This is a genomic window from Exiguobacterium sp. s145, assembly GCF_018618835.1.
Lineage (GTDB): Bacteria > Bacillota > Bacilli > Exiguobacteriales > Exiguobacteriaceae > Exiguobacterium_A > Exiguobacterium_A artemiae.
Window position 1 is genome coordinate 17,756 of sequence record NZ_JACSMV010000015.1, and the last position, 21,672, is coordinate 39,427.

22 protein-coding genes are annotated in these 21,672 nt (G+C 47.0%); 21 read left to right on the plus strand and 1 reads right to left on the minus strand.

The annotated features are described in order from the left end of the window. Positions 1-40: 40 nt before the first annotated feature. Positions 41-805 carry a ParB/RepB/Spo0J family partition protein gene (locus tag KNQ07_RS11465; protein WP_214766762.1) on the plus strand — a complete coding sequence of 255 codons (765 nt, stop codon included), beginning with the start codon at positions 41-43 and terminating at the stop codon, positions 803-805. An 84-nt stretch (positions 806-889) separates the two neighbouring features. Here the strand turns inward: KNQ07_RS11465 and yyaC are convergent, their stop codons facing one another. Beyond that, on the minus strand, positions 890-1,507 hold the full coding sequence (gene yyaC, locus KNQ07_RS11470; protein WP_214766827.1) for a spore protease YyaC: 618 nt from the start codon (positions 1,505-1,507) through the stop codon (positions 890-892). A 184-nt stretch (positions 1,508-1,691) separates the two neighbouring features. Here yyaC and KNQ07_RS11475 point away from each other — a divergent pair, with 184 nt between their 5' ends. The 20 genes from KNQ07_RS11475 to KNQ07_RS11570 all read left to right on the plus strand — a co-directional run bounded on the left by KNQ07_RS11475 (position 1,692) and on the right by KNQ07_RS11570 (position 21,586). Beyond that, positions 1,692-2,621, plus strand: a complete 930-nt coding sequence (locus KNQ07_RS11475) for a mechanosensitive ion channel family protein (protein ID WP_214766764.1) — start codon at positions 1,692-1,694, stop codon at positions 2,619-2,621. After that, positions 2,593-2,781 (plus strand): DUF951 domain-containing protein, encoded by a 189-nt coding sequence (locus KNQ07_RS11480; protein WP_214766766.1) that lies wholly within the window; start codon positions 2,593-2,595, stop codon positions 2,779-2,781. The genes KNQ07_RS11475 and KNQ07_RS11480 overlap by 29 nt, the downstream gene beginning before the upstream one ends. A 250-nt stretch (positions 2,782-3,031) precedes the next feature. Beyond that, positions 3,032-4,132 (plus strand): redox-regulated ATPase YchF, encoded by a 1,101-nt coding sequence (gene ychF, locus KNQ07_RS11485; protein WP_012371899.1) that lies wholly within the window; start codon positions 3,032-3,034, stop codon positions 4,130-4,132. Positions 4,133-4,255: 123 nt separating this feature from the next. Further along, positions 4,256-4,543, plus strand: a complete 288-nt coding sequence (gene rpsF / locus KNQ07_RS11490) for a 30S ribosomal protein S6 (RefSeq protein WP_012371898.1) — start codon at positions 4,256-4,258, stop codon at positions 4,541-4,543. A 23-nt stretch (positions 4,544-4,566) separates the two neighbouring features. Beyond that, positions 4,567-5,094: a single-stranded DNA-binding protein gene (locus KNQ07_RS11495; protein WP_012371897.1), complete on the plus strand. Its 528-nt coding sequence runs from the start codon at positions 4,567-4,569 to the stop codon at positions 5,092-5,094. Between the two features lie 47 nt (positions 5,095-5,141). After that, complete coding sequence (rpsR, locus tag KNQ07_RS11500; RefSeq protein WP_012371896.1) at positions 5,142-5,372, plus strand: 30S ribosomal protein S18; 231 nt, start codon at positions 5,142-5,144, stop codon at positions 5,370-5,372. Positions 5,373-5,509: 137 nt separating this feature from the next. Further along, a complete protein-coding gene (locus tag KNQ07_RS11505; RefSeq protein WP_214766768.1) occupies positions 5,510-7,495 on the plus strand; it encodes a DHH family phosphoesterase in 1,986 nt (661 codons plus the stop codon). Next, entirely contained in the window at positions 7,492-7,935 is a 444-nt protein-coding gene (rplI, locus tag KNQ07_RS11510) for a 50S ribosomal protein L9 (RefSeq protein WP_012371894.1), read from the plus strand. The genes KNQ07_RS11505 and rplI overlap by 4 nt, the downstream gene beginning before the upstream one ends. Positions 7,936-7,954: 19 nt before the next feature. After that, complete coding sequence (gene dnaB, locus KNQ07_RS11515) at positions 7,955-9,307, plus strand: replicative DNA helicase (protein ID WP_012371893.1); 1,353 nt, start codon at positions 7,955-7,957, stop codon at positions 9,305-9,307. 218 nt (positions 9,308-9,525) lie between these two features. After that, complete coding sequence (locus KNQ07_RS11520; RefSeq protein ID WP_012371892.1) at positions 9,526-10,818, plus strand: adenylosuccinate synthase; 1,293 nt, start codon at positions 9,526-9,528, stop codon at positions 10,816-10,818. A gap of 247 nt (positions 10,819-11,065) precedes the next feature. After that, complete coding sequence (gene yycF, locus KNQ07_RS11525; RefSeq protein WP_012371891.1) at positions 11,066-11,776, plus strand: response regulator YycF; 711 nt, start codon at positions 11,066-11,068, stop codon at positions 11,774-11,776. 2 nt (positions 11,777-11,778) lie between these two features. Further along, positions 11,779-13,629 carry a cell wall metabolism sensor histidine kinase WalK gene (gene walK, locus KNQ07_RS11530; RefSeq protein WP_114596768.1) on the plus strand — a complete coding sequence of 617 codons (1,851 nt, stop codon included), beginning with the start codon at positions 11,779-11,781 and terminating at the stop codon, positions 13,627-13,629. Further along, positions 13,626-14,942 carry a YycH family regulatory protein gene (locus tag KNQ07_RS11535; protein WP_214766770.1) on the plus strand — a complete coding sequence of 439 codons (1,317 nt, stop codon included), beginning with the start codon at positions 13,626-13,628 and terminating at the stop codon, positions 14,940-14,942. The genes walK and KNQ07_RS11535 overlap by 4 nt, the downstream gene beginning before the upstream one ends. A gap of 6 nt (positions 14,943-14,948) precedes the next feature. Beyond that, positions 14,949-15,785 carry a two-component system regulatory protein YycI gene (locus KNQ07_RS11540; RefSeq protein WP_214766772.1) on the plus strand — a complete coding sequence of 279 codons (837 nt, stop codon included), beginning with the start codon at positions 14,949-14,951 and terminating at the stop codon, positions 15,783-15,785. A gap of 10 nt (positions 15,786-15,795) precedes the next feature. After that, positions 15,796-16,587: an MBL fold metallo-hydrolase gene (locus tag KNQ07_RS11545; RefSeq protein WP_026831603.1), complete on the plus strand. Its 792-nt coding sequence runs from the start codon at positions 15,796-15,798 to the stop codon at positions 16,585-16,587. A 106-nt stretch (positions 16,588-16,693) separates the two neighbouring features. Next, a complete protein-coding gene (locus tag KNQ07_RS11550; RefSeq protein WP_214766774.1) occupies positions 16,694-17,986 on the plus strand; it encodes a trypsin-like peptidase domain-containing protein in 1,293 nt (430 codons plus the stop codon). Between the two features lie 293 nt (positions 17,987-18,279). Then, positions 18,280-18,441 carry a CxxH/CxxC protein gene (locus KNQ07_RS11555; protein ID WP_012371885.1) on the plus strand — a complete coding sequence of 54 codons (162 nt, stop codon included), beginning with the start codon at positions 18,280-18,282 and terminating at the stop codon, positions 18,439-18,441. A 72-nt stretch (positions 18,442-18,513) separates the two neighbouring features. After that, a complete protein-coding gene (gene rlmH / locus KNQ07_RS11560; protein WP_012371884.1) occupies positions 18,514-18,993 on the plus strand; it encodes a 23S rRNA (pseudouridine(1915)-N(3))-methyltransferase RlmH in 480 nt (159 codons plus the stop codon). A 491-nt stretch (positions 18,994-19,484) separates the two neighbouring features. After that, complete coding sequence (locus tag KNQ07_RS11565; RefSeq protein ID WP_214766776.1) at positions 19,485-20,522, plus strand: restriction endonuclease PLD domain-containing protein; 1,038 nt, start codon at positions 19,485-19,487, stop codon at positions 20,520-20,522. A gap of 35 nt (positions 20,523-20,557) precedes the next feature. Further along, the gene (locus KNQ07_RS11570) at positions 20,558-21,586 is read left to right on the plus strand and encodes an ATP-binding protein (RefSeq protein WP_214766778.1); all 1,029 of its coding nucleotides are present in this window, start codon (positions 20,558-20,560) and stop codon (positions 21,584-21,586) included. The last annotated feature ends 86 nt before the right edge of the window (positions 21,587-21,672 follow it).

Below are 21,672 nucleotides of genomic sequence, written 5' to 3' on the forward strand. Positions count from 1 at the left end.
CTAGCGGTCGTGCCTTCCGCTACGTTTAGGAGAGATACGTATGAATGAAATACCGATTGGAGCCATCCGGCCGAACCCGGGGCAGCCACGCAAACAGTTCCACGAGAAGGCACTGACTGAACTGGCCAATTCCTTGACGCGGCACGGAATGATTCAACCGATTGTCGTCCGCCCGCGCGAGGGATTTTACGAAATCATTGCTGGGGAGCGTCGTTATCAGGCAGCAAAACAAGCGGGATTCAGTCGTGTTCCGGTCTTGATTATTGAAGCGAACGAAACCCGTGTCATGGAACTGGCACTGATTGAAAACATTCAGCGTGCGGATTTGAGTGCAATTGAAGAAGCCATGGCCTATGCCGAGATGTTAGAGGAATTTAACATCACACAGGCAGAGCTTGCGAACCGTGTCGGAAAAAGCCGTTCCCATATTACGAACAGTCTCCGTTTATTACAGTTACCGGTTGAGGTCCAACAAGCCGTCATGGAAGAACGGTTATCGATGGGTCATGCCCGGGCCTTGTTGGCGTTAAAAAATCCATTGAAAATCGAACGGATGGCGGAACGTGTTATGCGTGAAAATTGGAATGTCCGTCGTCTCGAACAAGAGTTACGTGAAAAAAAACAAGTCCGTCCAGCCGTCAAACAGTCGACGGAGCTGGATTTCATCGAAGAAACGTTACGGGAACGAATCGGAGCGACTGTCCGGATCAAAACCACAAAACAAGCCGGGAAACTCGAAATTGATTTTACGGACGAGGCCGATCTGAATCGGATTCTCGAACTGCTTTTACCGGAAGAAGAGTAACAGCAAAGGATCCATTCCAGTGTCAGACTTGGAATGGATCCTTTTTTGACAGGTGCAGGATAAAAGAAAGGAAAAAAGTTGCCCTTAAATCGAGCGTGGTGTGAAGGAGATGGTCGTACGTGTCGTTTCAGCCGTAAGCTTCGTATCGAGCAAGGCAAAACTGTCGGCGACGAGTTCCGCCAACTCATAAACGAGGTGGAGCCGTGTATTTTGAAGAATCATCATTTCCATGAAGCCGCTGACGTTCACGACCGCTTTAATATTAAAGTCACCGACAGCCGGTAATTCTTTTTGGACACCGGCACCAGGAGCAAGCGGACCTTCGGAGAAGAAGACATGACCGACACTGGACAGACGGCCGAGACAGGCGTCAATGGCGATGACAAGCGGACGGTAATGTGTCGTTTGAATCGAATGAATCGTTTCCGCTAGATTCAAGGCATGAACTGGTTTGGCTAATGTCCCGTAGACATGCATGTTCGAAGGACGGTTTTTTTCTAAAAAGGTCCCGACAAGCGGTCCAAGTGAGTCGCCGGTCGACCTGTCGGAACCGATACAGACAAGAACGACAGGACGATTTTCTTTCATGGCACTGACTTGTTCATGCAACTGTTCAGCCAGCCGTTCCTTGGCGAATGGTTCCGTATATTCTAAAAAGAAAGAATAGGGCTTTTTTTCGTGAGAATGAAAACGGAAATTCATCTGGATCATCCTTTCTTCTCCTGGTGTCAGCATCCTGGTGTCATGGTGAGAGTGAAGGCATTCTGTAATGATTTTCCTTTCCCGGTTTTTGTGAAAATCTAACGTCGAAATTGGTTCTTTGGTTGAAAGTCATTTAAAATCACGTATACTGTCGTAATAGAGAGAAGTCGAAAGGATGGAGAGAATGGCTACCAATAAAGACGTACAGGATTCAGTCGCTCAAGTGGATCGGATTTTTGCACAAGTCATGGACGCAGACATGTGGATCCGCTTTGGGCTCAAGCTATTAATCGCCCTGATTATCATCGCCGGTTTTTATATACTGATGCGTATTTTAACAGGCGCGGTTTCACGACTATTTACGATTCGAAAGATTAATGAACACGATTCCCTGGCGCAACGCCAAAATGAAACGTTGCTGAAATTACTTCAAAATGCGATCCGTTACGTTCTTGGTATCGTCATGCTTCTGACGGTCCTCAGTCAGTTCGGGATCAACATCACGGGATTGGTCGCCAGTGCCGGTATCGCTGGTCTTGCCATCTCGTTTGGGGCAAAGAACCTGGTTCAGGATATCATTACCGGGGCCTTCATCATCTTTGAGCGTCAGTTCAAAGTCGGTGACTTCGTCCGTGTTGGTTTGATTGAGGGTGTCGTCACGGAACTCGGAATCCGGACGACGAAGTTAAAAGGATTGAATGGAGAAATCCATATCATTCCGAACGGACAAATCCTGCAGGTGACGAACTTCTCCGTCGACAACAGTTTTGCGTTGGTCGATGTGCAAGTTTCGTACGAAGAAGATTTGGAACGGGTCGAACAGGTCTTGCATCAAATCGCGAATGCGACGACTGAAAAATATACAGATATGTTTATCGAGCCGATTCAAATGCTTGGCGTTCAGACACTTGGACCTTCGGAAGTCGTCTATCGTCTGATGGCGGAAGTGCCGCCGATGCAACATTTCCAGGCCGGACGATTGATCCGGAAAGAACTCAAGCAAGGACTCGAACTGGAAGGAATTAAGATTCCGTATCCACGGATGGTCATGATGAATACAGAACAAGGGAATGGTGGTCAAGCCGATGGTGCCAAAAACGTACAATCTTCATGATTATGTCGAAATGAAAAAACAACATCCTTGCGGAACGAACCGTTGGCAAATTATCCGTGTCGGGATGGATATCCGGATTAAATGTCAAGGATGTGGCGCCAGTATCTTGATGCCGCGTCGTGACTTCGATAAGCGTTTGAAAAAAGTTTTACCTGAGTGAATATAGACAAATCCCTGGCGACCGTTACCGGTTGCCGGGGATTTTTTACTAAAAATAAAACGATTGCGTTGAATTACGGCCAAACCTGCGTGAAACAATCTTGTCTGTAAAAAAAGAAGACGCATCTCCTTGCTTAAAAAAATTGAACTATCTATAATTGTGAAAGATGTGCTGACGTGGTGTAATCATTCTACCCACTGCGGCCGCTAGCACGGATTTCCTAGGAAATACCGAAAAGGAGGAATTCCAAGTGGGATTAACAGCCGGAATCGTTGGCTTACCAAACGTAGGAAAATCAACACTTTTTAACGCAATTACACAAGCAGGTGTCGAGGCGGCGAACTATCCGTTCGCAACGATCGACCCAAACGTCGGTGTCGTCGAGGTGCCGGATGCGCGTCTTCGTAAATTGACGGAACTCGTCAATCCGAAGAAAACAATCCCGACGGCATTCGAATTCACGGATATCGCCGGAATCGTCAAAGGAGCTTCAAAAGGAGAAGGGCTCGGAAATAAATTCTTGGCCAACATCCGTGAAGTGGATGCGATTTGTCAGGTCGTCCGTTGTTTCATCGATGAGAACATCACACACGTTTCAGGAAAAGTCTCACCAATCGATGATATCGAAACAATCAACCTTGAATTGATTCTTGCGGATCTCGAATTGGTTGAAAAACGAATCCAACGTGTTCAAAAACAAGTCAAGTCACGCGATAAAAATGCAGCGGGTGAACTCGAAGCACTTGAAATCGTTTTGGCATTACTGGAAGACGAAAAGCCGGCACGTCTTGCCGAGTTAACGGAAGATCAGGCAGCAATCGTCAAGCATTTCCAATTGTTGACGATGAAACCGATGCTGTATGTCGCAAACGTCGGCGAAGATGAAGTCGCAGACGCAGACAGTAACGAAAACGTCCGTCTCGTTCGTGAATTCGCAGCAAAAGAAGGCGCGGAAGTCATCATTATCTGTGCCCGGATTGAAGAAGAGATTGCTGAACTCGAGCCGGAAGAACGCCAAGAGTTCCTCGTTGACCTCGGAATCGAAGAATCGGGTCTTGATCAGTTGATCCACGCAGCATACAACACGCTTGGTCTTGCGACGTACTTCACAGCAGGCGAAAAAGAAGTCCGTGCCTGGACGTTCAAAAAAGGTATGAAAGCGCCGCAATGTGCCGGTGTCATTCATTCGGACTTCGAACGCGGATTCATCCGGGCGGAAGTTGTCGCTTACGAGGATTTGGCAGCAGCCGGAAACATGGCAACTGTTAAAGAACAAGGGCGCTACCGTTCTGAAGGAAAAGAATATGTCTTCCAAGACGGCGATGTCGTCACATTCCGCTTCAACGTTTAAGCGAAGCGAACGAATGGTTATTGCATAAACCAAAATACTTTGATAGTATTAACAAATGTGAGTAATGAATTATTGCTCCTTGCTCGATGAATCGAGCCGCCAGTCCAAGAGGAGGTGACAGATATGCGTAAATACGAAGTACTTTACATCATCCGTCCGGAAGTTGATGAGGAAGCACGAAAAGCTCTAGTTGAGCGTTTCAACAAAGTCCTCACTGACAACGGTGGTACAGTTGAAAAAACAACTGAAATGGGTAAACGTCGTTTTGCTTACGAAATCAATGATATGCGTGAAGGTTTCTACGTTCTTCTTAACGTGACTGCTGAACCAGCAGCTACTAAAGAACTTGACCGTCTCATGAAGATCAGTGACGATATCGTTCGCTTAATGATCACAAAAGACGAGAAATAAGCTGAAACAGGAGAGTGATTCTGATGATTAACCGCGTCGTTTTAGTCGGTCGGTTAACTCGTGACCCTGAAATGCGTTATACGCAGAGCGGGATTGCGGTAACGCGATTCACACTCGCTTGTGACCGTCCGTTTACAGGACAAGATGGGAAGCGAGAAGCTGACTTCATCGATTGCGTCGTATGGCGCAAGCAAGCAGAGAACGTTGCTCAGTATTTGAAAAAAGGGAGCCTTGCAGGAGTTGAGGGTCGCCTTCAGATTAGTAGCTATGACGATAAAGATGGTCAACGTCGTTATCGTGCAGAAGTCGTCGCGGATAGTGTTCGATTCCTTGAATCACGCAATGCAAGCCGTTCTTCCGATAGTGATAGCTACTCTTCGAATTCAAATACAGGTGGAAACGGAAATGCTGCAGGATGGGGTTCACAGCAACAGCAGAACAACTCTTCCTCGCCAGCACCCGCTTCATCTTCATCGAATTCGGGCTTCGGCGCTGATCCGTTCAGCGGCGGCAGTTCGATCGATCTTTCAGACGACGATCTTCCATTCTAATGGAAACGTCGGACTGAAAAATTTACTCTAAAAAGGAGGTTAATCACATGGCACGTCGTCCAGGTGGAAAACGTCGTCGTAAAGTATGTTACTTCACGTCGAACCACATCACTCATATCGATTATAAAGACGTAGAACTTCTCAAACGTTTCATTTCGGAACGCGGTAAGATTCTTCCACGTCGTGTGACTGGTACTTCAGCGAAATACCAACGTCCACTTACAATCGCAATCAAACGTTCACGTCAAATGGCTTTAATTCCATACGTAGCTGACTGATTACGGTCCAGCGCTTTTCCTTTTCGAAGGAAAGGCGCTTTTTTTCGCTTCGCTTTCAACCGGTCCGCCTTTTCGGTTATAATATACAAGTTACCGAATTTTTCATACGAGTATATTTAGTATACAAGGAGGACGCGATGGGGTTAGGTCAGCAAGTATCACCTGAGCGAGAACAGCGCTTTTTTCGCTTCGTTCCGTATCTGTTAATCGTGGCTCTACTTTTTGTCATTGCCGTCGATCACCCAATCATCGCAGCGGTTGGAGCCGTCTTGACGACGGCACTGCTTGTCCTTCATCTGCTGGAGGAACGACGTGGTCGGAAGTCTTGGGAAAGCTACGTCGCCGGTATATCGATTCAAGTCGAAGACACCGGTCAAGATGCTTTGACGAACATGCCGATTGGAATTTTACTTTATGATGAAGAAGCACGTGTCACCTGGTTCAATGATCCGATGCGTGAAATTTTCGGAGATCTGGCCATGGGACACGTTTTGACGGATCTTGATCCTTTGTTCGTGGAAATGATTGGTGTCGATGAAGATCAAGCGACACTTGAAATCGGCGAATCGGTTTACCGTGTCTTTTCAAACAGCGAAAACCGGACCTTCTACTTGTTCGACATGACAGAAGAAGCCCAGGTCGAGCAGCAACTGGTCGATAATCAAACGGTGATCGGCGTCATCTATCTCGATAACTATGACGAGATGACACAAGGGATTGAAGATCAGCTTCGCAGCGAATTGAACAGCCGCGTCACCCAATTGTTGAATCACTGGGCCGCGGATCACGGCACGTATATCAAACGGACTGCTTCCGACCGTTACTTCATTGTGACGACGGAAGAGAACTTACGGATTTTGGAACGGTCGAAATTTACGATTCTCGATACCGTCCGGGAAGAAACGAGCCAACGCGGTGTCCAGTTGACGCTCTCGATCGGAATCGGATGCGGCAGTGATCCGATTCCGGCACTTGGTTTGATGGCTCAATCGAGTCTCGATCTGGCCTTAGGCCGCGGGGGCGATCAGGTCGTCATCAAACGGGACGGGAAAGTTCGTTTTTACGGCGGAAAAACCAATCCGACCGAAAAACGGACCCGTGTCCGGGCCCGTGTCATTGCCAATTCCTTGCGTGATTTAATGCAGGAATCAAGCCGTGTCCTTATCATGGGACACCGGAATCCGGATATGGATTCCCTCGGCTCCTCGATTGGAATTTTAAAATTAGCCGAGATGAACGATAAAGAAGCTCATATCGTTCTACCGGAAGCCGATATCGGACAAGGGATCCGGCGGATGATGAATGAAATCAGCCAGGAACCAAAACTCGAGACCCGTTTCATCAATGCATTCCAGGCCGATCAGTTGATTGATGATCAGGCACTTCTGATTATCGTCGACACTCATAAACCGTCGCTCGTCGTCGTCCCGGCATTGCTGGAGCGTTTTGAACGCCTGGTCGTCATCGACCATCACCGGCGGGGCGAAGACTTCATTGAAGAACCGGTTCTCGTGTATCTTGAACCGTATGCATCATCGACGTCAGAATTGGTGACGGAACTGATTGAATATCAGCCGACGAATCAGAAATTGGCGATGCTTGAAGCGACGGCATTACTTGCCGGAATCATCGTCGATACGAAAGGCTTTACGTTACGGACCGGTTCCCGGACGTTCGATGCGGCATCGTATTTACGTTCGCAGGGCGCCGATACGGTCCTCGTCCAAGAGTTCCTCAGTCAGGACCTCGAGACGTACGTCGAGCAGTCGCATATCCTCGAGCGGACAGAAGTCTACGCTGCCGGGATGGCGATTGCGACGGCCGAGCCCGGTGTCATTCATGATCAGGTCCTGATTGCCCAAACGGCAGATCAGCTGTTATCGCTCCAAGGCATCCGTGCCGCGTTCGTCATTGCGGAATTACAGGACGGCAGGACGGCGATCAGTGCCCGTTCACTCGGTGAAGTGAACGTTCAATTGATTATGGAGACACTTGGCGGCGGCGGTCATTTAACGAATGCAGCGACACAGATGACCGAATCGGTCCTGACCGTCGCAACCGAATTAAGAAAAGCGATTGACCACTATTTAGAAGATGAGACAAAAGGAGAGGAAACAGAATGAAAGTTATTTTCTTACAAGATGTAAAAGGCCAAGGTAAAACAGGAGACGTCAAGGACGTCGCTGACGCATACGCAAACAACGTATTGTTCAAAAAGAAATTGGCACGTCCGGCTACAACGGGAAACCTCAAGCAGCATGAAGCACATGAGCGTAAAGCGGCAGAAGAAGCGAAACAAGCATTACAAGATGCGCAAGCATTAAAAGAAAAGATTGAAAAAGAAACGATCATCGTTTCAACAAAAACAGGTGAAGGCGGTCGTGTCTTCGGTTCTGTCACAAGCAAACAGATTGCAGATGAGTTGAAACAGATGGGGTACAAGATCGATAAACGTAAAATCGAACTCGAGCACCCGATCAAGACACTCGGCGTCACGAAAGTACCACTGAAACTGCACAATGAAGTCACAGCAACGTTAAATGTCCAGGTTAAAGAAGCGTGAGTAGAAAAGGGGACCGGTGATGAGTGATGTAATGCAAAATACGCCCCCCCAGAGCATTGAGGCGGAACAAGCCGTCCTTGGGGCGATCATGATCGATGCGGATCGACTGATCAGTGCGTCCGAACGATTATTGCCACAAGATTTTTATCGTGCGGCCCATCAACGGATTTTCGAAACGATGCTTGTGTTGTCGGATCGCGGAGAAGCCATCGATCTCGTAACCGTTACGGCGGAACTGAGTACGCTTGGCATCCTCGAGGAAGTCGGCGGTTTGCCGTATCTCGGTGAACTGGCGGAAGGAGTTCCGACTGCCGCAAACATCAATTATTACGTCAATGTCGTCGATCAAAAGTCGACCTTGCGCCGATTGATCCGGACCGCCAATGAAATCGTCACGGATGGTTATGAACGGCAAAATGAGGTCGACGTCCTGCTGAATGAAGCGGAACGGAAGATTCTCGAAGTATCACAAGGAAAAGGCAGTGCCAGTTTCATTCCGATTTCGGATGTCCTGACGAGTGCCTATGCGACGATTGATAAATTGCACAAACAGAGCGGCGAGACGACCGGAATTCCAACCGGCTTCCGTGATCTCGACAAAGTGACGGCCGGCTTCCAGCGCAATGATTTAATCATCGTGGCCGCCCGTCCGTCTGTCGGGAAGACGGCGTTTGCCTTGAATATCTCGCAAAACGTCGCGACCCGTGCTGATGAGAATGTCGCCATCTTCAGCCTTGAGATGGGTGCGGAGCAGCTCGTCATGCGGATGCTCTGTGCAGAAGGCAATGTCGATGCCCAGCGTCTCCGGACCGGACAACTTGAAGACGAGGACTGGGGTAAGTTATCGCTTGCGATGAGCAGTCTGTCACAAGCCGGCATCTACATCGACGATACACCGGGTATCCGTGTCAACGACATCCGGGCGAAATGCCGCCGTCTGAAGCAGGAACATGGTCTCGGAATGATCATGATTGATTACCTGCAGCTGATTCAAGGAAACGGCCGTTCAAGCGATAACCGGCAACAGGAAGTCTCTGAGATTTCCCGGTCCTTGAAGTCGCTCGCCCGTGAACTTGAAGTCCCCGTCATTGCGTTATCGCAGCTGTCACGGGGAGTTGAGAGCCGGCAGGATAAACGGCCGATGATGTCCGATATCCGGGAATCCGGAGCAATCGAGCAGGATGCCGATATCGTCGCTTTCTTATACCGCGATGATTATTACAACAAAGAAACGGAAGATGCGAACACGATTGAGATCATTATCGCGAAACAGCGGAATGGTCCGACCGGTACCGTCAAACTCGCCTTTCGGAAAGAGTTCAACAAGTTCGTTGACCTCGAACCGAATAATTCGTATGCCCCGCCCGCCTAAACAGGTTCAAAACGCTTCTGTCTTCCGGGACAGAGGCGTTTTTTCAATCATTATGTTTGAATATCTTGAAGAGAAAGGAAAAAAATGAATTAAAAATGTCTTTTAAACGAACGAAAAAGAAATGTAACATTTAATTGTTCGGTATTTGGTTGACTTCTTTTTTTTTCCGCGTTACACTTAGTCGTGGTTTTGAATCGTACGTGGAGGTGGATGAGAATATGTCATCAGTAGTAGTAGTCGGAACACAATGGGGCGACGAAGGAAAAGGAAAGATTACCGATTTTCTTTCGAAAAAAGCCGATGTCGTTGCTCGTTATCAAGGTGGAGACAATGCCGGACATACAATCGTATTTAATAATGAGACGTATAAGTTACACCTGATTCCATCTGGAATTTTTTACTCGGACAAGAAATGTGTCATCGGGAACGGACTCGTCGTTAACCCGAAATCGCTCGTCAAGGAACTGAAGTATCTGCACGATCGTGGTGTTTCAACGGATAACTTACTGATTTCGAATCGTGCGCATGTCATCTTGCCGTACCATCAGTTGCAGGATCAGCTTGAAGAAGAAGCAAAAGGCGATGCGAAAGTCGGAACGACGCTCAAAGGAATCGGACCGTGCTACATGGATAAAGCAGCACGGATCGGAATCCGGATGGCTGATTTACTCGACAAAGAAACATTCGCTGAAAAATTAAAAATTGTCCTCGAACAGAAAAACCGGATGTTCACGAAGATGTATGATGCGGAAGCGATTGCGTTCGACGATATCTTCGAAGAATACTACGCGTACGGTCAAGAGTTCGCGAAGTATGTCTGCGATACATCGGTCGTCGTCAACGACAGCCTCGATAAAGGGGAAAAAGTCCTCTTCGAAGGCGCACAAGGTGTCTTACTCGACCTCGACCACGGAACGTACCCGTTCGTCACGTCATCGAACGCATCAGCCGGTGGTGTCGCTTCAGGTGTCGGCGTCGGTCCAGCCCGGATCGATCACGTCGTCGGTGTCTGCAAAGCGTACACGTCACGTGTCGGTGATGGTCCTTTCCCGACAGAACTGTTTGACGAAATCGGTCATCAGATTCGTGAAGTCGGCCGTGAATACGGTACGACGACAGGCCGTCCGCGCCGTGTCGGCTGGTTTGACTCGGTTGTCGTGCGTCACTCACGCCGCACAAGCGGTTTGACGGATCTTTCACTCAACTCGATCGATGTCCTGACAGGAATCGAAACACTTAAAATCTGTACGTCGTACGAATTCAACGGCAAACAGATTGATGAGTATCCGGCAAGCTTCCGTGATCTCGAAGCATGTGTCCCGGTCTATGAAGAGCTACCGGGTTGGAAAGAAGACATCACGCATATCCGTAAGTTTGAAGATCTGCCGATCAATGCACAGAACTATGTCAAACGGATTGCGGATTTGACAGGGATCTCGCTTGTCACGTTCTCGGTCGGACCGGGTCGTGAACAAACGGTCGTTCTCCGTGATTTATACGAAGAAGCTTAATGTTTTAAAGACGGCAACTCCGGATTTTTTGAATCTGGAGTTGCTTTTTTCATCTCTGATTAAGCGAAATCATTCACAAGATCGATGGAACGGGCGTATAATGAAGATAATGTTTCACGTGGAACGCATGACGTGAACGTATGATGAAGTCAACAGAGTGGCGTCGGGAGTTTCCGTCGCCACCTTTCTATATGCCTGAAAAACAGGTAAAATAGATTGAATAGAAATTATTAAGGGGGAACACCCAGTGACGGAACGTAAAATCCTCGTCGTCGATGACGAGCAACCGATTGCCGATATATTAAAATTTAAATTAGAAAAAGAAGGTTATAGTGTCGCCGTAGCAAATGATGGAGTGGAAGCACTCGAGAAAGTCGAAGAGTTCAATCCCGATTTGATTTTGCTGGATATCATGTTGCCCTTGATGGATGGCATGGAAGTTTGCCGGGAAGTCCGGAAAACTTCAAAAGTTCCGATCATCATGCTGACAGCAAAGGATTCCGAAATCGATACGGTCCTCGGCCTTGAGCTTGGTGCCAATGATTACGTCACGAAGCCGTTCAGCTCACGCGAATTATTAGCACGCGTGAAGGCGCATTTGCGGAACGTCAATACCGTCGAAGCGGCACCTGCCAATGCAGGACCGGGTCCGCTCAAAGTAGGAGAACTGTATATCGATACGAATTCTCATACCGTTACACGACAAGATCAAAAAATCGAGCTGACGCAACGTGAGTTTGAACTGTTGCATTACTTGGCAAAAAATATCGGGCAAGTCATGACCCGGGAACACTTGCTTCAAACAGTCTGGGGATACGACTACTTCGGTGATGTACGGACCGTCGACGTCACAGTGCGCCGTCTGCGTGAAAAAGTCGAAGACAACCCGAGTACACCAATCTATATCATGACCCGCCGCGGTGTCGGCTACTATCTCCAAGACGGGGAGAATGAATAACGATGTTAAAAGGAACGAACTTCTTTAAATCGATCCAGTGGAAGCTTGTCGTCATTTATGCGTTGTTGATTTTAGTCGCGATGCAAGTCATTGGGGTTTACTTCGTTCGTTCTCTTGAAAAACAGTACATTACGAACTTCTCAAAATCTGTTGAAGACCGGGCCGGACTTGTCGCGTACAATGTCGGGAAGGAATTCGATAAGACAGGCGATGATGAGGCCTCCAAACGGCAGTTGTCTGAATCTCTTGGACAGCTGCTGTCTGAGTTTAGTAGTGGCTCGACGTCAAGGAACGATATTCTCGAAGTACAAATCATTGATCAGGACTCGATCATTCAAGCGACATCCGACGAAGACAATCAGTCAGCGGTCGGACAACGGGCAACAAATTCACTGATAAAAAAAGCACAGGCCACGAGTTCGTCTCGTGTCGATACCGTCCTTGATCCGACGACGGAAGACAAGATCCGCATCTTTGCCGTCCCCGTCACCTCTGAACGGACCGGGGCGACGACCGGCATGATTTATGTCCGGGCGTCGATGGAGTCGATCTATTCTCAAATGCAGCAAGTCACACGGATCTTGGCAACGGGGACAGTGATTGCACTTGTCATCACCTCGATTCTCGGTGTCCTGTTATCGCGGACAATCACCCGTCCGATTTCGGACATGCGGCGTCAAGCGATCGAGATGCGGCGCGGGAACTTCTCGCGGAAGGTTAAAGTATATTCCGACGATGAAATCGGTCAGTTGGCGCGTTCCTTCAACGAACTGACGGATGAATTGCTCGAAGCGAACGCGACGACGGAAGCCGAGAGGCGGAAATTGACGAGCGTCCTCGAAAATATGACGGATGGCGTGATTGCGACAGACCGGACATTACGGGTTATCCTGATGAACGACCAGGCGAAGGATATCGTCGGTGTCGATGAATCTGGTATCGTCGGGACGAACTTAAAGGATCTCCTCGCACTTGGAGACGATTTCATGATTCCGGAAGACGGAACGATGCCGCCCCGTCTGCTCGATTTCAGCAGTGAGGATGAACTGTTCCTTGTCCGGGCCTTCTTCTCGCCGGTCAAAAAGCACAGTGGTCCGATTACCGGGATGATCATCGTCCTGCATGACGTCACGGAGCAGGAACAGGTCGAGCAGGACCGACGCGAATTCGTCGCGAACGTCAGCCACGAACTCCGGACACCGCTGACGACGATGCGGAGTTATCTGGAAGCCCTGGCGGAAGGTGCATACCAGGATGAAGAACTAGCACCTCGTTTCCTTGAAACGACACAAAACGAAACGGAGCGGATGATCCGCCTCGTCACCGATCTGTTGCAACTGTCGAAAATGGACAGCAAGGAATACAAGATGAACAAAGTTCGTTTTGATTACATTCAATTCTTAAATGATATTCTCGATCGCCACGATATGACGAAACCGGAACGGATTCAGTTCCGCCGCAAGATCATGAAACGGAAAGTCTACATCCGCGGGGACCAGGATAAGTTGATTCAGGTCGCGGATAATATCTTAACGAACGCGATCAAGTATTCACCGGAAGGCGGTACGATCACCGTCCGGACGATGTTACGGGCGAAACGGATCGTCATCAGCATCAAAGACGAAGGAGTCGGGATTCCAAAAGCGAACCTGCAGAAAATCTTTGAACGCTTCTACCGGGTCGATAAAGCACGGGCCCGGAAGATTGGCGGAACCGGACTCGGTCTCTCGATTGCCAAAGACGTCGTTTCGGCACACGGTGGTGACATTTGGGCAGAAAGCGAATGGGGACGCGGCACGACGATTTACTTTACGCTTCCGTATGAGGTGATCGAAGAGGTGGATATCGGATGACGAAACAGCGACTGAAATCCATCGCGTTGATTCTTCTGGTCAGCGCTTCGATTGTCCAGACGGCGATGTTATGGACGTATCATCCGAGCAGTGAGTCGATTGAGCAGGAACAGGTGTCGTTCAATGAAATCGATGCCTCGAAGACGGTCGAAGGAAATCAGCTGATCAATCCGGAACTTGTCGTCTACTCGGACGGTGAAAGTGCCTATCAGACCCAAATCATCGGTCGGACGATTCTGAACCGGATCGGCGCCTCGTTTGATGTCGGTGTCCTGGTTTTGACCGATAAGGCATCCAACATTCCGGTTAGTAAGCGGAGCGTCGAGATGATTTTCCCGACGCCGATCAGTTCGAAGATGCTCGAGGAATTACTCGGGGAAAAACAAATTGCGATGTCGGAACCGATCAAACGGCTCTATCTGCTTGATTATGAAGGACCGATTCTTCGGCTGGAGTCGACGACCGGACGATTTAAAGACTTTAAGTTAATCGGTGATGAAACGGTCTTAAAACGGTTATTCGCTTATGACAAGAAAAAACCGATGACGAAAGTCGAGCTCAAGGGCGGTGACTACACGTATGTCCCGAGCGGTGCGACGAAACTGGAAGAAGTATTCGTCTACGATGATGTTTCGCAGGATCCGAAGCCGCTCAGCCGGATCGAGAGTGCGTTCTTTACGGAAAACTCGAACGTGCAGCAAATCAAAAGCCGGGATGATCTGGACGTTCTGACGGACGGTGTCAGTGTCTCGACCTATGACCGGGATTATAATGCGTTCCGTTTCAATACGTTGTCGCCGAACACCCAGACCTCTTCCATTGATTACAGTACGATCGTCAGTTATATCAACATCCATGGCGGATGGCTCGATCCTGTGACGCAACGCAGCGGCTTCCGGTATTACTTTGATCAGATGTCGAAAGCAGATGAAGAACAGGCGGCGATGTTCCGATTGTATTTGAACCGGTATCCGATTTTCGGTGAAACAGGACCGTTGCTCGAACAACCGGACTTCGATCTCGCGACCATCAAAGTCACGTTCGAAGAAAATCAAATCCGTTCGCTCAGCCGCAGCATGATTCGGGCGGATCGGAAGTTGTTGCTTCGGGAAACGACCTTGCCGTCGATCGATCAGATAAAAAAACAGCTTCAATCCGCTGATCTGTTAGATGAGATTTCCGGCATCCGGATGGGGTATGAGATGACATACGAAATTGAAACGAGTCGTTATGCCTTGTTTAAGCCGGCCTGGTTCGTCAAACACAACGGGAAATGGACGACGGTCGATCAAGCTATCGGAAAAGAGGGGTAAGGATTCATGGATTGGAGTAAAGCAAAAACGTTCCTGATTTTGACGTTCCTGATCCTGAACGCCTATCTTGCCGTTCAGTTGATGGACCGAATGATCGATCCCCGAATCGTCACGACGAACGCGGACGGGAAAACTGTTTTGAAAGAACGAAAAATTGATGAAAAGAAACTGCAGACCGTCTCGAAAGACATCGGTTATTTGACGGCGGAAGTCGATACGAGTTCATTGGCGCCGAAATCAGGTTCACCGATCCAAGATGCCGTCACGTCTGTCAAAAATCAAATCGAGTGGTCGGTTCGTCTGACGAAACCGTTCCCGCTCGAAGCGAAAGCGATGCGTGATTCGGCGACATCGTTTGTCCGGTCATCGGCTGCGTACGGGACCGACTATACGTTTTGGAAATATGACAGTAAACATAACGAGATGACGTTTGTTCAAACGTACAAGGAGCAACCGCTGTACTCGACGCCGCAACAGTCGCGCGAAGATGACGCGATGATCGGTCCGTCCCTGCTCGTGCTCCAGTTGAACGAGCAGAAGGAAATCGTCAGCTACAAACAACGTCACTTAAACAAAGTCGTCCGTCAGGCGCAGGATGTCACGTTATTATCGGCGAGTGAATCCGTCATCCAACTGTCGGAGCAGGGTCTGTTCCCCGCTTCGAAACGAATGACGAGCCAAAAACTCGGTTACTTCTGTCTCGTGACGGAAGGAACGAAATCGGTGCAGATTTTACCGCCGACGTGGCAGATTGAACTGAACGGAGAAGAACTGTATTTCGTCAATGCAATCGACGGCGGAGTCCAGACCATCGAACGGCTTGATACCGTTTCAGAGAAATGAGGAATGCACGATGAGCCTACACTACAGCGTCCTTGCCAGTGGCTCGACGGGGAATGCCCTCTATATCGAAAGTGAACAGACCCGCCTGCTCGTTGACGCCGGCCTGACCGGGAAAGCGATGCTCGCCCTGTTTGACCAAATTCACCGGTCACCGGATCAGATTGACGGCCTGTTCGTCACGCACGAACATTCTGATCATATTAAAGGTGTCGGCATCATGGCCCGGAAGTACAACATCCCGCTCTATGCGAACGAAAAGACGTGGGCGGCGATGGAAGCGAAGATCGGCAAAATCGATCCCGCACTGAAGTTCCTGTGGGAAGTCGGTGAAGTCAAACAGTTCGGCGATATCGAAGTCGAGTCGTTTAACGTCAGTCATGACGCGGCCGATCCGATGTTCTTCCAGTTTGCCCACGAAGGCAAACGGCTGGCCCACATCACGGATACCGGCTACGTGTCGGACCGGATGAAGGGTGTCATCCGCGGAGCCGATGCCTACATCTTTGAAGCGAACCACGATATCGGAATGCTTCAGATGGGGCATTATCCGTGGAGCGTCAAACGGCGGATTCTCGGCGATTACGGACACGTTTCAAACGAAGATGCCGCCATCGCGATGAGCGAAGTGCTCGACGACCGGACGAAACGGATCCACATGGCCCACTTGAGTAAGGACAACAACATGAAGGAACTGGCCCGGATGAGTGTCTCACAGACGCTCGCAAGCCGCGATGTCGACCTTAGCAAAATCCAGTTGCTCGACACGGATCCGGTCATTCCGACACCCCTCTTGAAGCTTTGATTATGGGAAATTACTGAATATGCTCAAAAGACCCCCACATTTGGCTAACTCGCCACGTGATGGGGGTATACTTGTGTAAAGAGAGTCTAGAAGGAGGCGTGTGTCGATGGATCGACCAGAAGAACCACGGAATGAATCAGATCAGCCTTACGCATCGACCGATGAGACGAGCGGCTTTCCGCCGCGACGACCAAGTGAAGACGAGCCGGTCAGTCCCTATCGTGAACCATATGAAGAAGAACCGCAGGAACCAAAACGCCGCGGCGGCGGGAAGGCCTTTTTTGTTGGCCTGATCGGCGGGATTATCGGTGCTCTATTGATTGCCCTGATTGCCTGGCCGTTCGTGCGTGACGAAATGACTAGTCCGACGCCGGTCTCAAACGCGACGCCGGAACAGGCGGCGACGAAAGCAACGGAATCGGAAAACGATATCGTCAGTGCCGTCGGTCAGACGAAGGAAGCGGTCGTCAGCGTGACGAACCTGCAAAGCTCGTTCCAGGGTGCCGATCAGGAGACCGGAGCCGGATCGGGTGTCATCTATAAAAAAGACGGCAATAAAGCGTATGTCGTCACGAACTATCACGTCGTCGAAGGCGCGAGCCGGCTGTCGGTCACGTTGTCCGACGGAACGGCACTCGAAGCGAAAGTGCTCGGGGAAGATCCGACCTATGATTTAGCCGTGTTGTCGATCGATTCATCAAAAGTGACACAAGTCGTCAAACTCGGAGATTCGGATACGTTACGTGCCGGGGAGACGGTTCTTGCAATCGGGAATCCGCTCGGAATCTTTGCGAACTCGGTCACACGCGGTGTCATCAGTGCCCAGGAGCGGACGGTGCCGGTTGATACGAATAAGGACGGTCAGCAGGACTTTAACACCGAAGTCATTCAGACCGATGCCGCAATCAATCCGGGGAACTCAGGCGGAGCGCTCATCAATACGTCCGGTCAATTAATCGGAATCAACTCGATGAAGATTGCGGAAGCCAGCGTCGAAGGGGTCGGTTTTGCGATTCCAATCAACGAAGCGTTACCGATCATGCGTGATCTCGAACAAAACGGTGAAGTGATTCGTCCGCAACTGGGGATTCAGATCCGGGACGTTCAGGAATTCCCAAGCGGATTCCGGGAAGATCGTCTGAAACTGCCGAGTGACGTCAACCGCGGGATTGTTGTCGTCGGTTTGACGAAAAACAGCGGAGCAGCAAAAGCAGGCATGAAAGAAAATGATGTCATCGTTGAGATCAACGGAAAAGACATCCGATCGTTTGCTGATTTAAAAAGTGTCCTCTATCGTGACGCCAAAGTCGGAGACGACGTCAAAGTGACGTTCTACCGGGGCGGCGAGAAGCAGACACTCGATGTCAAACTGTCGGCGCAAGCGGCGACGGTGCAATAACAGATTCAGATCAACTACTCGTGTATATACGGGTAGTTTTTTTGTGCGCGGAAAGGATGATGTCATGGTTGTTCATCGTGTCTTGCTGTCACGCACTTTCCTCTGACAGCGCGGGCGAGCCGCGCTTTTTCCCGTAGGAGTCACGTGCAGCGGACACGATGAAATGGAGGAGGTCGTCGAGCAGTGAACGGAGTGACGTCCAAGCTGTGGATAACTTTTTTCGGTCGGAGAAGTCAATTTTTGTTATACTGATAGCGGATAAATGTGGATAACTTAAAAGGAGGAGAAGACCTGTGGATAAATATGTCTGTTTAGAACATGTCGAGTTAGCGCTCGACGAAGTAGTCGATGAAACGGAAGAGTACCCGATTTTGGAAGAGGTACCGGCAGAGAAAAACGTCACGTGTGAGTACTGTGACCAGCCCGCGACATATCTTGTGTCAAGCAAAAAATAATTATCAACATGTGGACATGTGGATAACTCTGTGGATAACTCCTGAATTTTCTGTCAGAAAGCGAGAAAAATGATGCAAATTACCATTATCACGGTCGGAAAGTTAAAAGAGAAGTACTTGAAGCAAGGAATTGCCGAATATACAAAACGGCTCGGCGCGTATTGTTCGATTCAGGAAATCGAGGTGCCGGACGAAAAAGCACCGGAACAATTAAGTGACGCCGAAATGCAGCAAGTGAAGAAAAAAGAGGGCGAACGGATTTTAGCGAAGATTGGACCGGATGTTCATGTCTACGCACTTGCTATCGAAGGAAAGCAACGGACGAGTGAACAGTTTGCGACAGAACTCGACCGACTGGCGACGTACGGCAAAAGTAAAATCGCGTTTGTCATCGGCGGATCGCTTGGTCTCGCACCGGAAGTCATGCAACGGGCGAACGATACGATTTCTTTCTCGAAGATGACGTTCCCCCATCAATTGATGAAGATGATTCTGTGTGAACAGATTTATCGGGCATACCGGATTAATCGGAATGAACCGTATCATAAGTAAGTGAGATTTTCTATTTGTTGCAATTAAGCGCAATTGGTAATGTGATATGCTCCTACAAAAGTAGACAGTTTAAATAATAAAACTGTCTACTTTTGTGCGAGCTTTTTTGTATGAAAATAGATAGTCTGAAAAAGGTTTTTACATGGTATGAGAAGTCGTATCGTTCTTCGAGTTCTCAACGAAACTTTGGTCGAAACTTCAATTACAAGCATATCCATCTATTGATACAAATCACTCAAATTTACTTTGTGATTCGCTGAAGACTATCGAAAATCTTTTATGATAATACCTGTGTTGCGCTTCTTTGTACCTATATGAGTACGTTATTTGAACTACAATCATATTTGCTTCTTTCAATATTATCATCCTTCCAAATTTGTTTAGAATGACAGTATAAATTTAAATTTAGTATTGAATTTAAATTAAGTAACATTATAGTGTATACTTTAAAAAAGGGAATATATTACATTTAAGAATAGGTGAGGTACCTTATGAAATTACTAAATAACATTACTTCTAATCATTACAATGAAGTGAAAAACTTATTATTAAATACGGATGAACTTAAAATAATAAGTCCGTTTTTAATGGAGTCGTTTGATAGTTTTTTTAACGAGTTGAACGGAAGTGAAATTAGACATATTTCGTTAACAACTACTTTAAAAGATAATAGTTCTGATTTATTAAAGAAATCAAATTCACTTTATTCTTTTTGTCTAAATTGTACTAAGAAAAATATAAGTTACAGCGTTCATATAGATAATAAATTACATGGAAAGATATATATTTCTTTAAAATCTGATACACCGTTGCGGGGTATAGTTACTTCTGCAAATTTTACTAATTCTGGTCTGAGAAGTAATCACGAATGGGGAGTTTTGATCGAAGACACTAATCAACTATTGGAATTAATTAACGAAGTCAATAGTGTTGGAAGCATAACATTATCAAATAAAGAATTGGAAGAGATTATAAAAAAGATAGATAGCTATTCAAAGACATTACCCCCACTTCAAGAATCAGAAATAGACTTAACTGTCAGCGATATATTTAATAATAGAAAGCATAAAGTTACGACAGATAAACGATACTTTATTAAGCCTGTAGGTGTTTCAGAGGAGCCTTTTTTAGAACATAGAAGGCTATCAACAGATATACAAAAGCTTCACTTCTCTAAACGAAAACCTAAGGCTGTAAGAAAGGGGGATATATTAATTTGTTATGGTGTGGGCACAGCTAAGCTTTTAGGTTACTTTGAAGTTACAGAAGGTCCTTATTATTTGGATGGAAACTCTAGTAGATGGCCCTGGGAAGTAAAAGCAAAAAATCTTTGTCCAGAATATAGCGAAAGATGGAATACATTTAATAATACTATTTCCACTATTCAGGCTTCATACAACAAAACACTACCCATTACAAAAAATAATCAAGGAAAAACTCTTGGAGCTTTAAATTTTGGAGCTGATAAAATTCAACTAACTCAGGAATTTGCCAGTCATGTCTTAAATACAATGGAAAGTTCCATTTAATTTTATACAAGTAATTCTAAAGATAGGAGGAAATAATGATTAATATTATCAACATGAAGTACGATAAGATGATGAAAATGACGAAGCATCTCGAAGAACAAAATTATTATGTAAACACAGATGATAAATTGAAATTCTATTTCTCAAATTTGAATTTTATTGAACCTGCTGGCGCAATCATATTTCTCTCAACAATTGATAGGTTAAAAGAGAATGAGATTCCATATGAGTTAGAATCTATTCAAAACCTAGAGAGAGATGCTATTTCTTATAGAGAAACTATGGGAATATTTCAAAAATTAGAGCTTTCTAGTGCCCGCTCGTTTAGTGAAGGTACAAATTATATTGCACCGACTAAGATAGTCTTGGCGGAACTCTTTGATGCACTTAATGATCAAAACAAATCAATTGAAATATACTACGATGAGATATCCGCTAAAATAGTTCAAAAAGTGCTAAAGAATCTTGCATTTCAGGCGGATGAAGCTGTAAGAAATTTATTTGAATTTGCATTAAGAGAAGTTGTTAGAAATATCTTTGACCATTCAAAAACACCACACTTTTACTATGGTTCTCAGCTATACCCAGCCACAAATAGTGTAGAAGTAGTTATTGCAGATGTGGGAATTGGATTGCTTAATACAGTGCCATTCGATATCGAAGAGACTTGGTTTTCTAGTCCTTCAGACGAGGAAGCTATACGAAAAGCAATAATTCCGGGATTATCAGCTTTATCAAATCATGCCTACGCTCCTGAAGATTACAAAAACTCTGGTTATGGTCTAGCACTTGTAAAAAGAATTGTAGAAAAAACTGACGGGGTATTTAGTATTGCTTCTGGCAAAAAAACTATAACTTACGATTTGTTAGGGGAAATTATTGAAGACTGTGATGTTAAAGGTACGCTAATTAGAATGAAGATTAATCTTAGTAATTTAAATCTAGTTAACTTTGATGAAGTGTTAGAAGATGCTAGAAAAGAAGCAGTGAGTAAAGGATATAGTGGCTCTCCATCGACAGCTTCACAAAAATTGAAGAGTCAAAATATAAGAAAGTTAAATTAGATATACTATCGAGAAACTTATCATAAGTAAGTGAATAGAAAATATTTTTTGAAGCGTCAAAGCGCAGCTAAATGTCTTTGATGCTT

What these genes read in the sequence shown, in the direction of transcription:
- KNQ07_RS11465 (WP_214766762.1), top strand. Translation starts at nt 41, where the DNA reads ATGAATGAAATACCGATTGGAGCCATCCGGCCGAACCCGGGGCAGCCA.
- yyaC (WP_214766827.1), bottom strand. Translation starts at nt 1,507, where the DNA reads ATGAATTTCCGTTTTCATTCTCACGAAAAAAAGCCCTATTCTTTCTTT.
- KNQ07_RS11475 (WP_214766764.1), top strand. Translation starts at nt 1,692, where the DNA reads ATGGCTACCAATAAAGACGTACAGGATTCAGTCGCTCAAGTGGATCGG.
- KNQ07_RS11480 (WP_214766766.1), top strand. Translation starts at nt 2,593, where the DNA reads ATGGTGCCAAAAACGTACAATCTTCATGATTATGTCGAAATGAAAAAA.
- rpsF (WP_012371898.1), top strand. Translation starts at nt 4,256, where the DNA reads ATGCGTAAATACGAAGTACTTTACATCATCCGTCCGGAAGTTGATGAG.
- KNQ07_RS11495 (WP_012371897.1), top strand. Translation starts at nt 4,567, where the DNA reads ATGATTAACCGCGTCGTTTTAGTCGGTCGGTTAACTCGTGACCCTGAA.
- rpsR (WP_012371896.1), top strand. Translation starts at nt 5,142, where the DNA reads ATGGCACGTCGTCCAGGTGGAAAACGTCGTCGTAAAGTATGTTACTTC.
- KNQ07_RS11505 (WP_214766768.1), top strand. Translation starts at nt 5,510, where the DNA reads ATGGGGTTAGGTCAGCAAGTATCACCTGAGCGAGAACAGCGCTTTTTT.
- rplI (WP_012371894.1), top strand. Translation starts at nt 7,492, where the DNA reads ATGAAAGTTATTTTCTTACAAGATGTAAAAGGCCAAGGTAAAACAGGA.
- dnaB (WP_012371893.1), top strand. Translation starts at nt 7,955, where the DNA reads ATGAGTGATGTAATGCAAAATACGCCCCCCCAGAGCATTGAGGCGGAA.
- KNQ07_RS11520 (WP_012371892.1), top strand. Translation starts at nt 9,526, where the DNA reads ATGTCATCAGTAGTAGTAGTCGGAACACAATGGGGCGACGAAGGAAAA.
- walK (WP_114596768.1), top strand. Translation starts at nt 11,779, where the DNA reads ATGTTAAAAGGAACGAACTTCTTTAAATCGATCCAGTGGAAGCTTGTC.
- KNQ07_RS11535 (WP_214766770.1), top strand. Translation starts at nt 13,626, where the DNA reads ATGACGAAACAGCGACTGAAATCCATCGCGTTGATTCTTCTGGTCAGC.
- KNQ07_RS11540 (WP_214766772.1), top strand. Translation starts at nt 14,949, where the DNA reads ATGGATTGGAGTAAAGCAAAAACGTTCCTGATTTTGACGTTCCTGATC.
- KNQ07_RS11545 (WP_026831603.1), top strand. Translation starts at nt 15,796, where the DNA reads ATGAGCCTACACTACAGCGTCCTTGCCAGTGGCTCGACGGGGAATGCC.
- KNQ07_RS11550 (WP_214766774.1), top strand. Translation starts at nt 16,694, where the DNA reads ATGGATCGACCAGAAGAACCACGGAATGAATCAGATCAGCCTTACGCA.
- rlmH (WP_012371884.1), top strand. Translation starts at nt 18,514, where the DNA reads ATGCAAATTACCATTATCACGGTCGGAAAGTTAAAAGAGAAGTACTTG.
- KNQ07_RS11565 (WP_214766776.1), top strand. Translation starts at nt 19,485, where the DNA reads ATGAAATTACTAAATAACATTACTTCTAATCATTACAATGAAGTGAAA.
- KNQ07_RS11570 (WP_214766778.1), top strand. Translation starts at nt 20,558, where the DNA reads ATGATTAATATTATCAACATGAAGTACGATAAGATGATGAAAATGACG.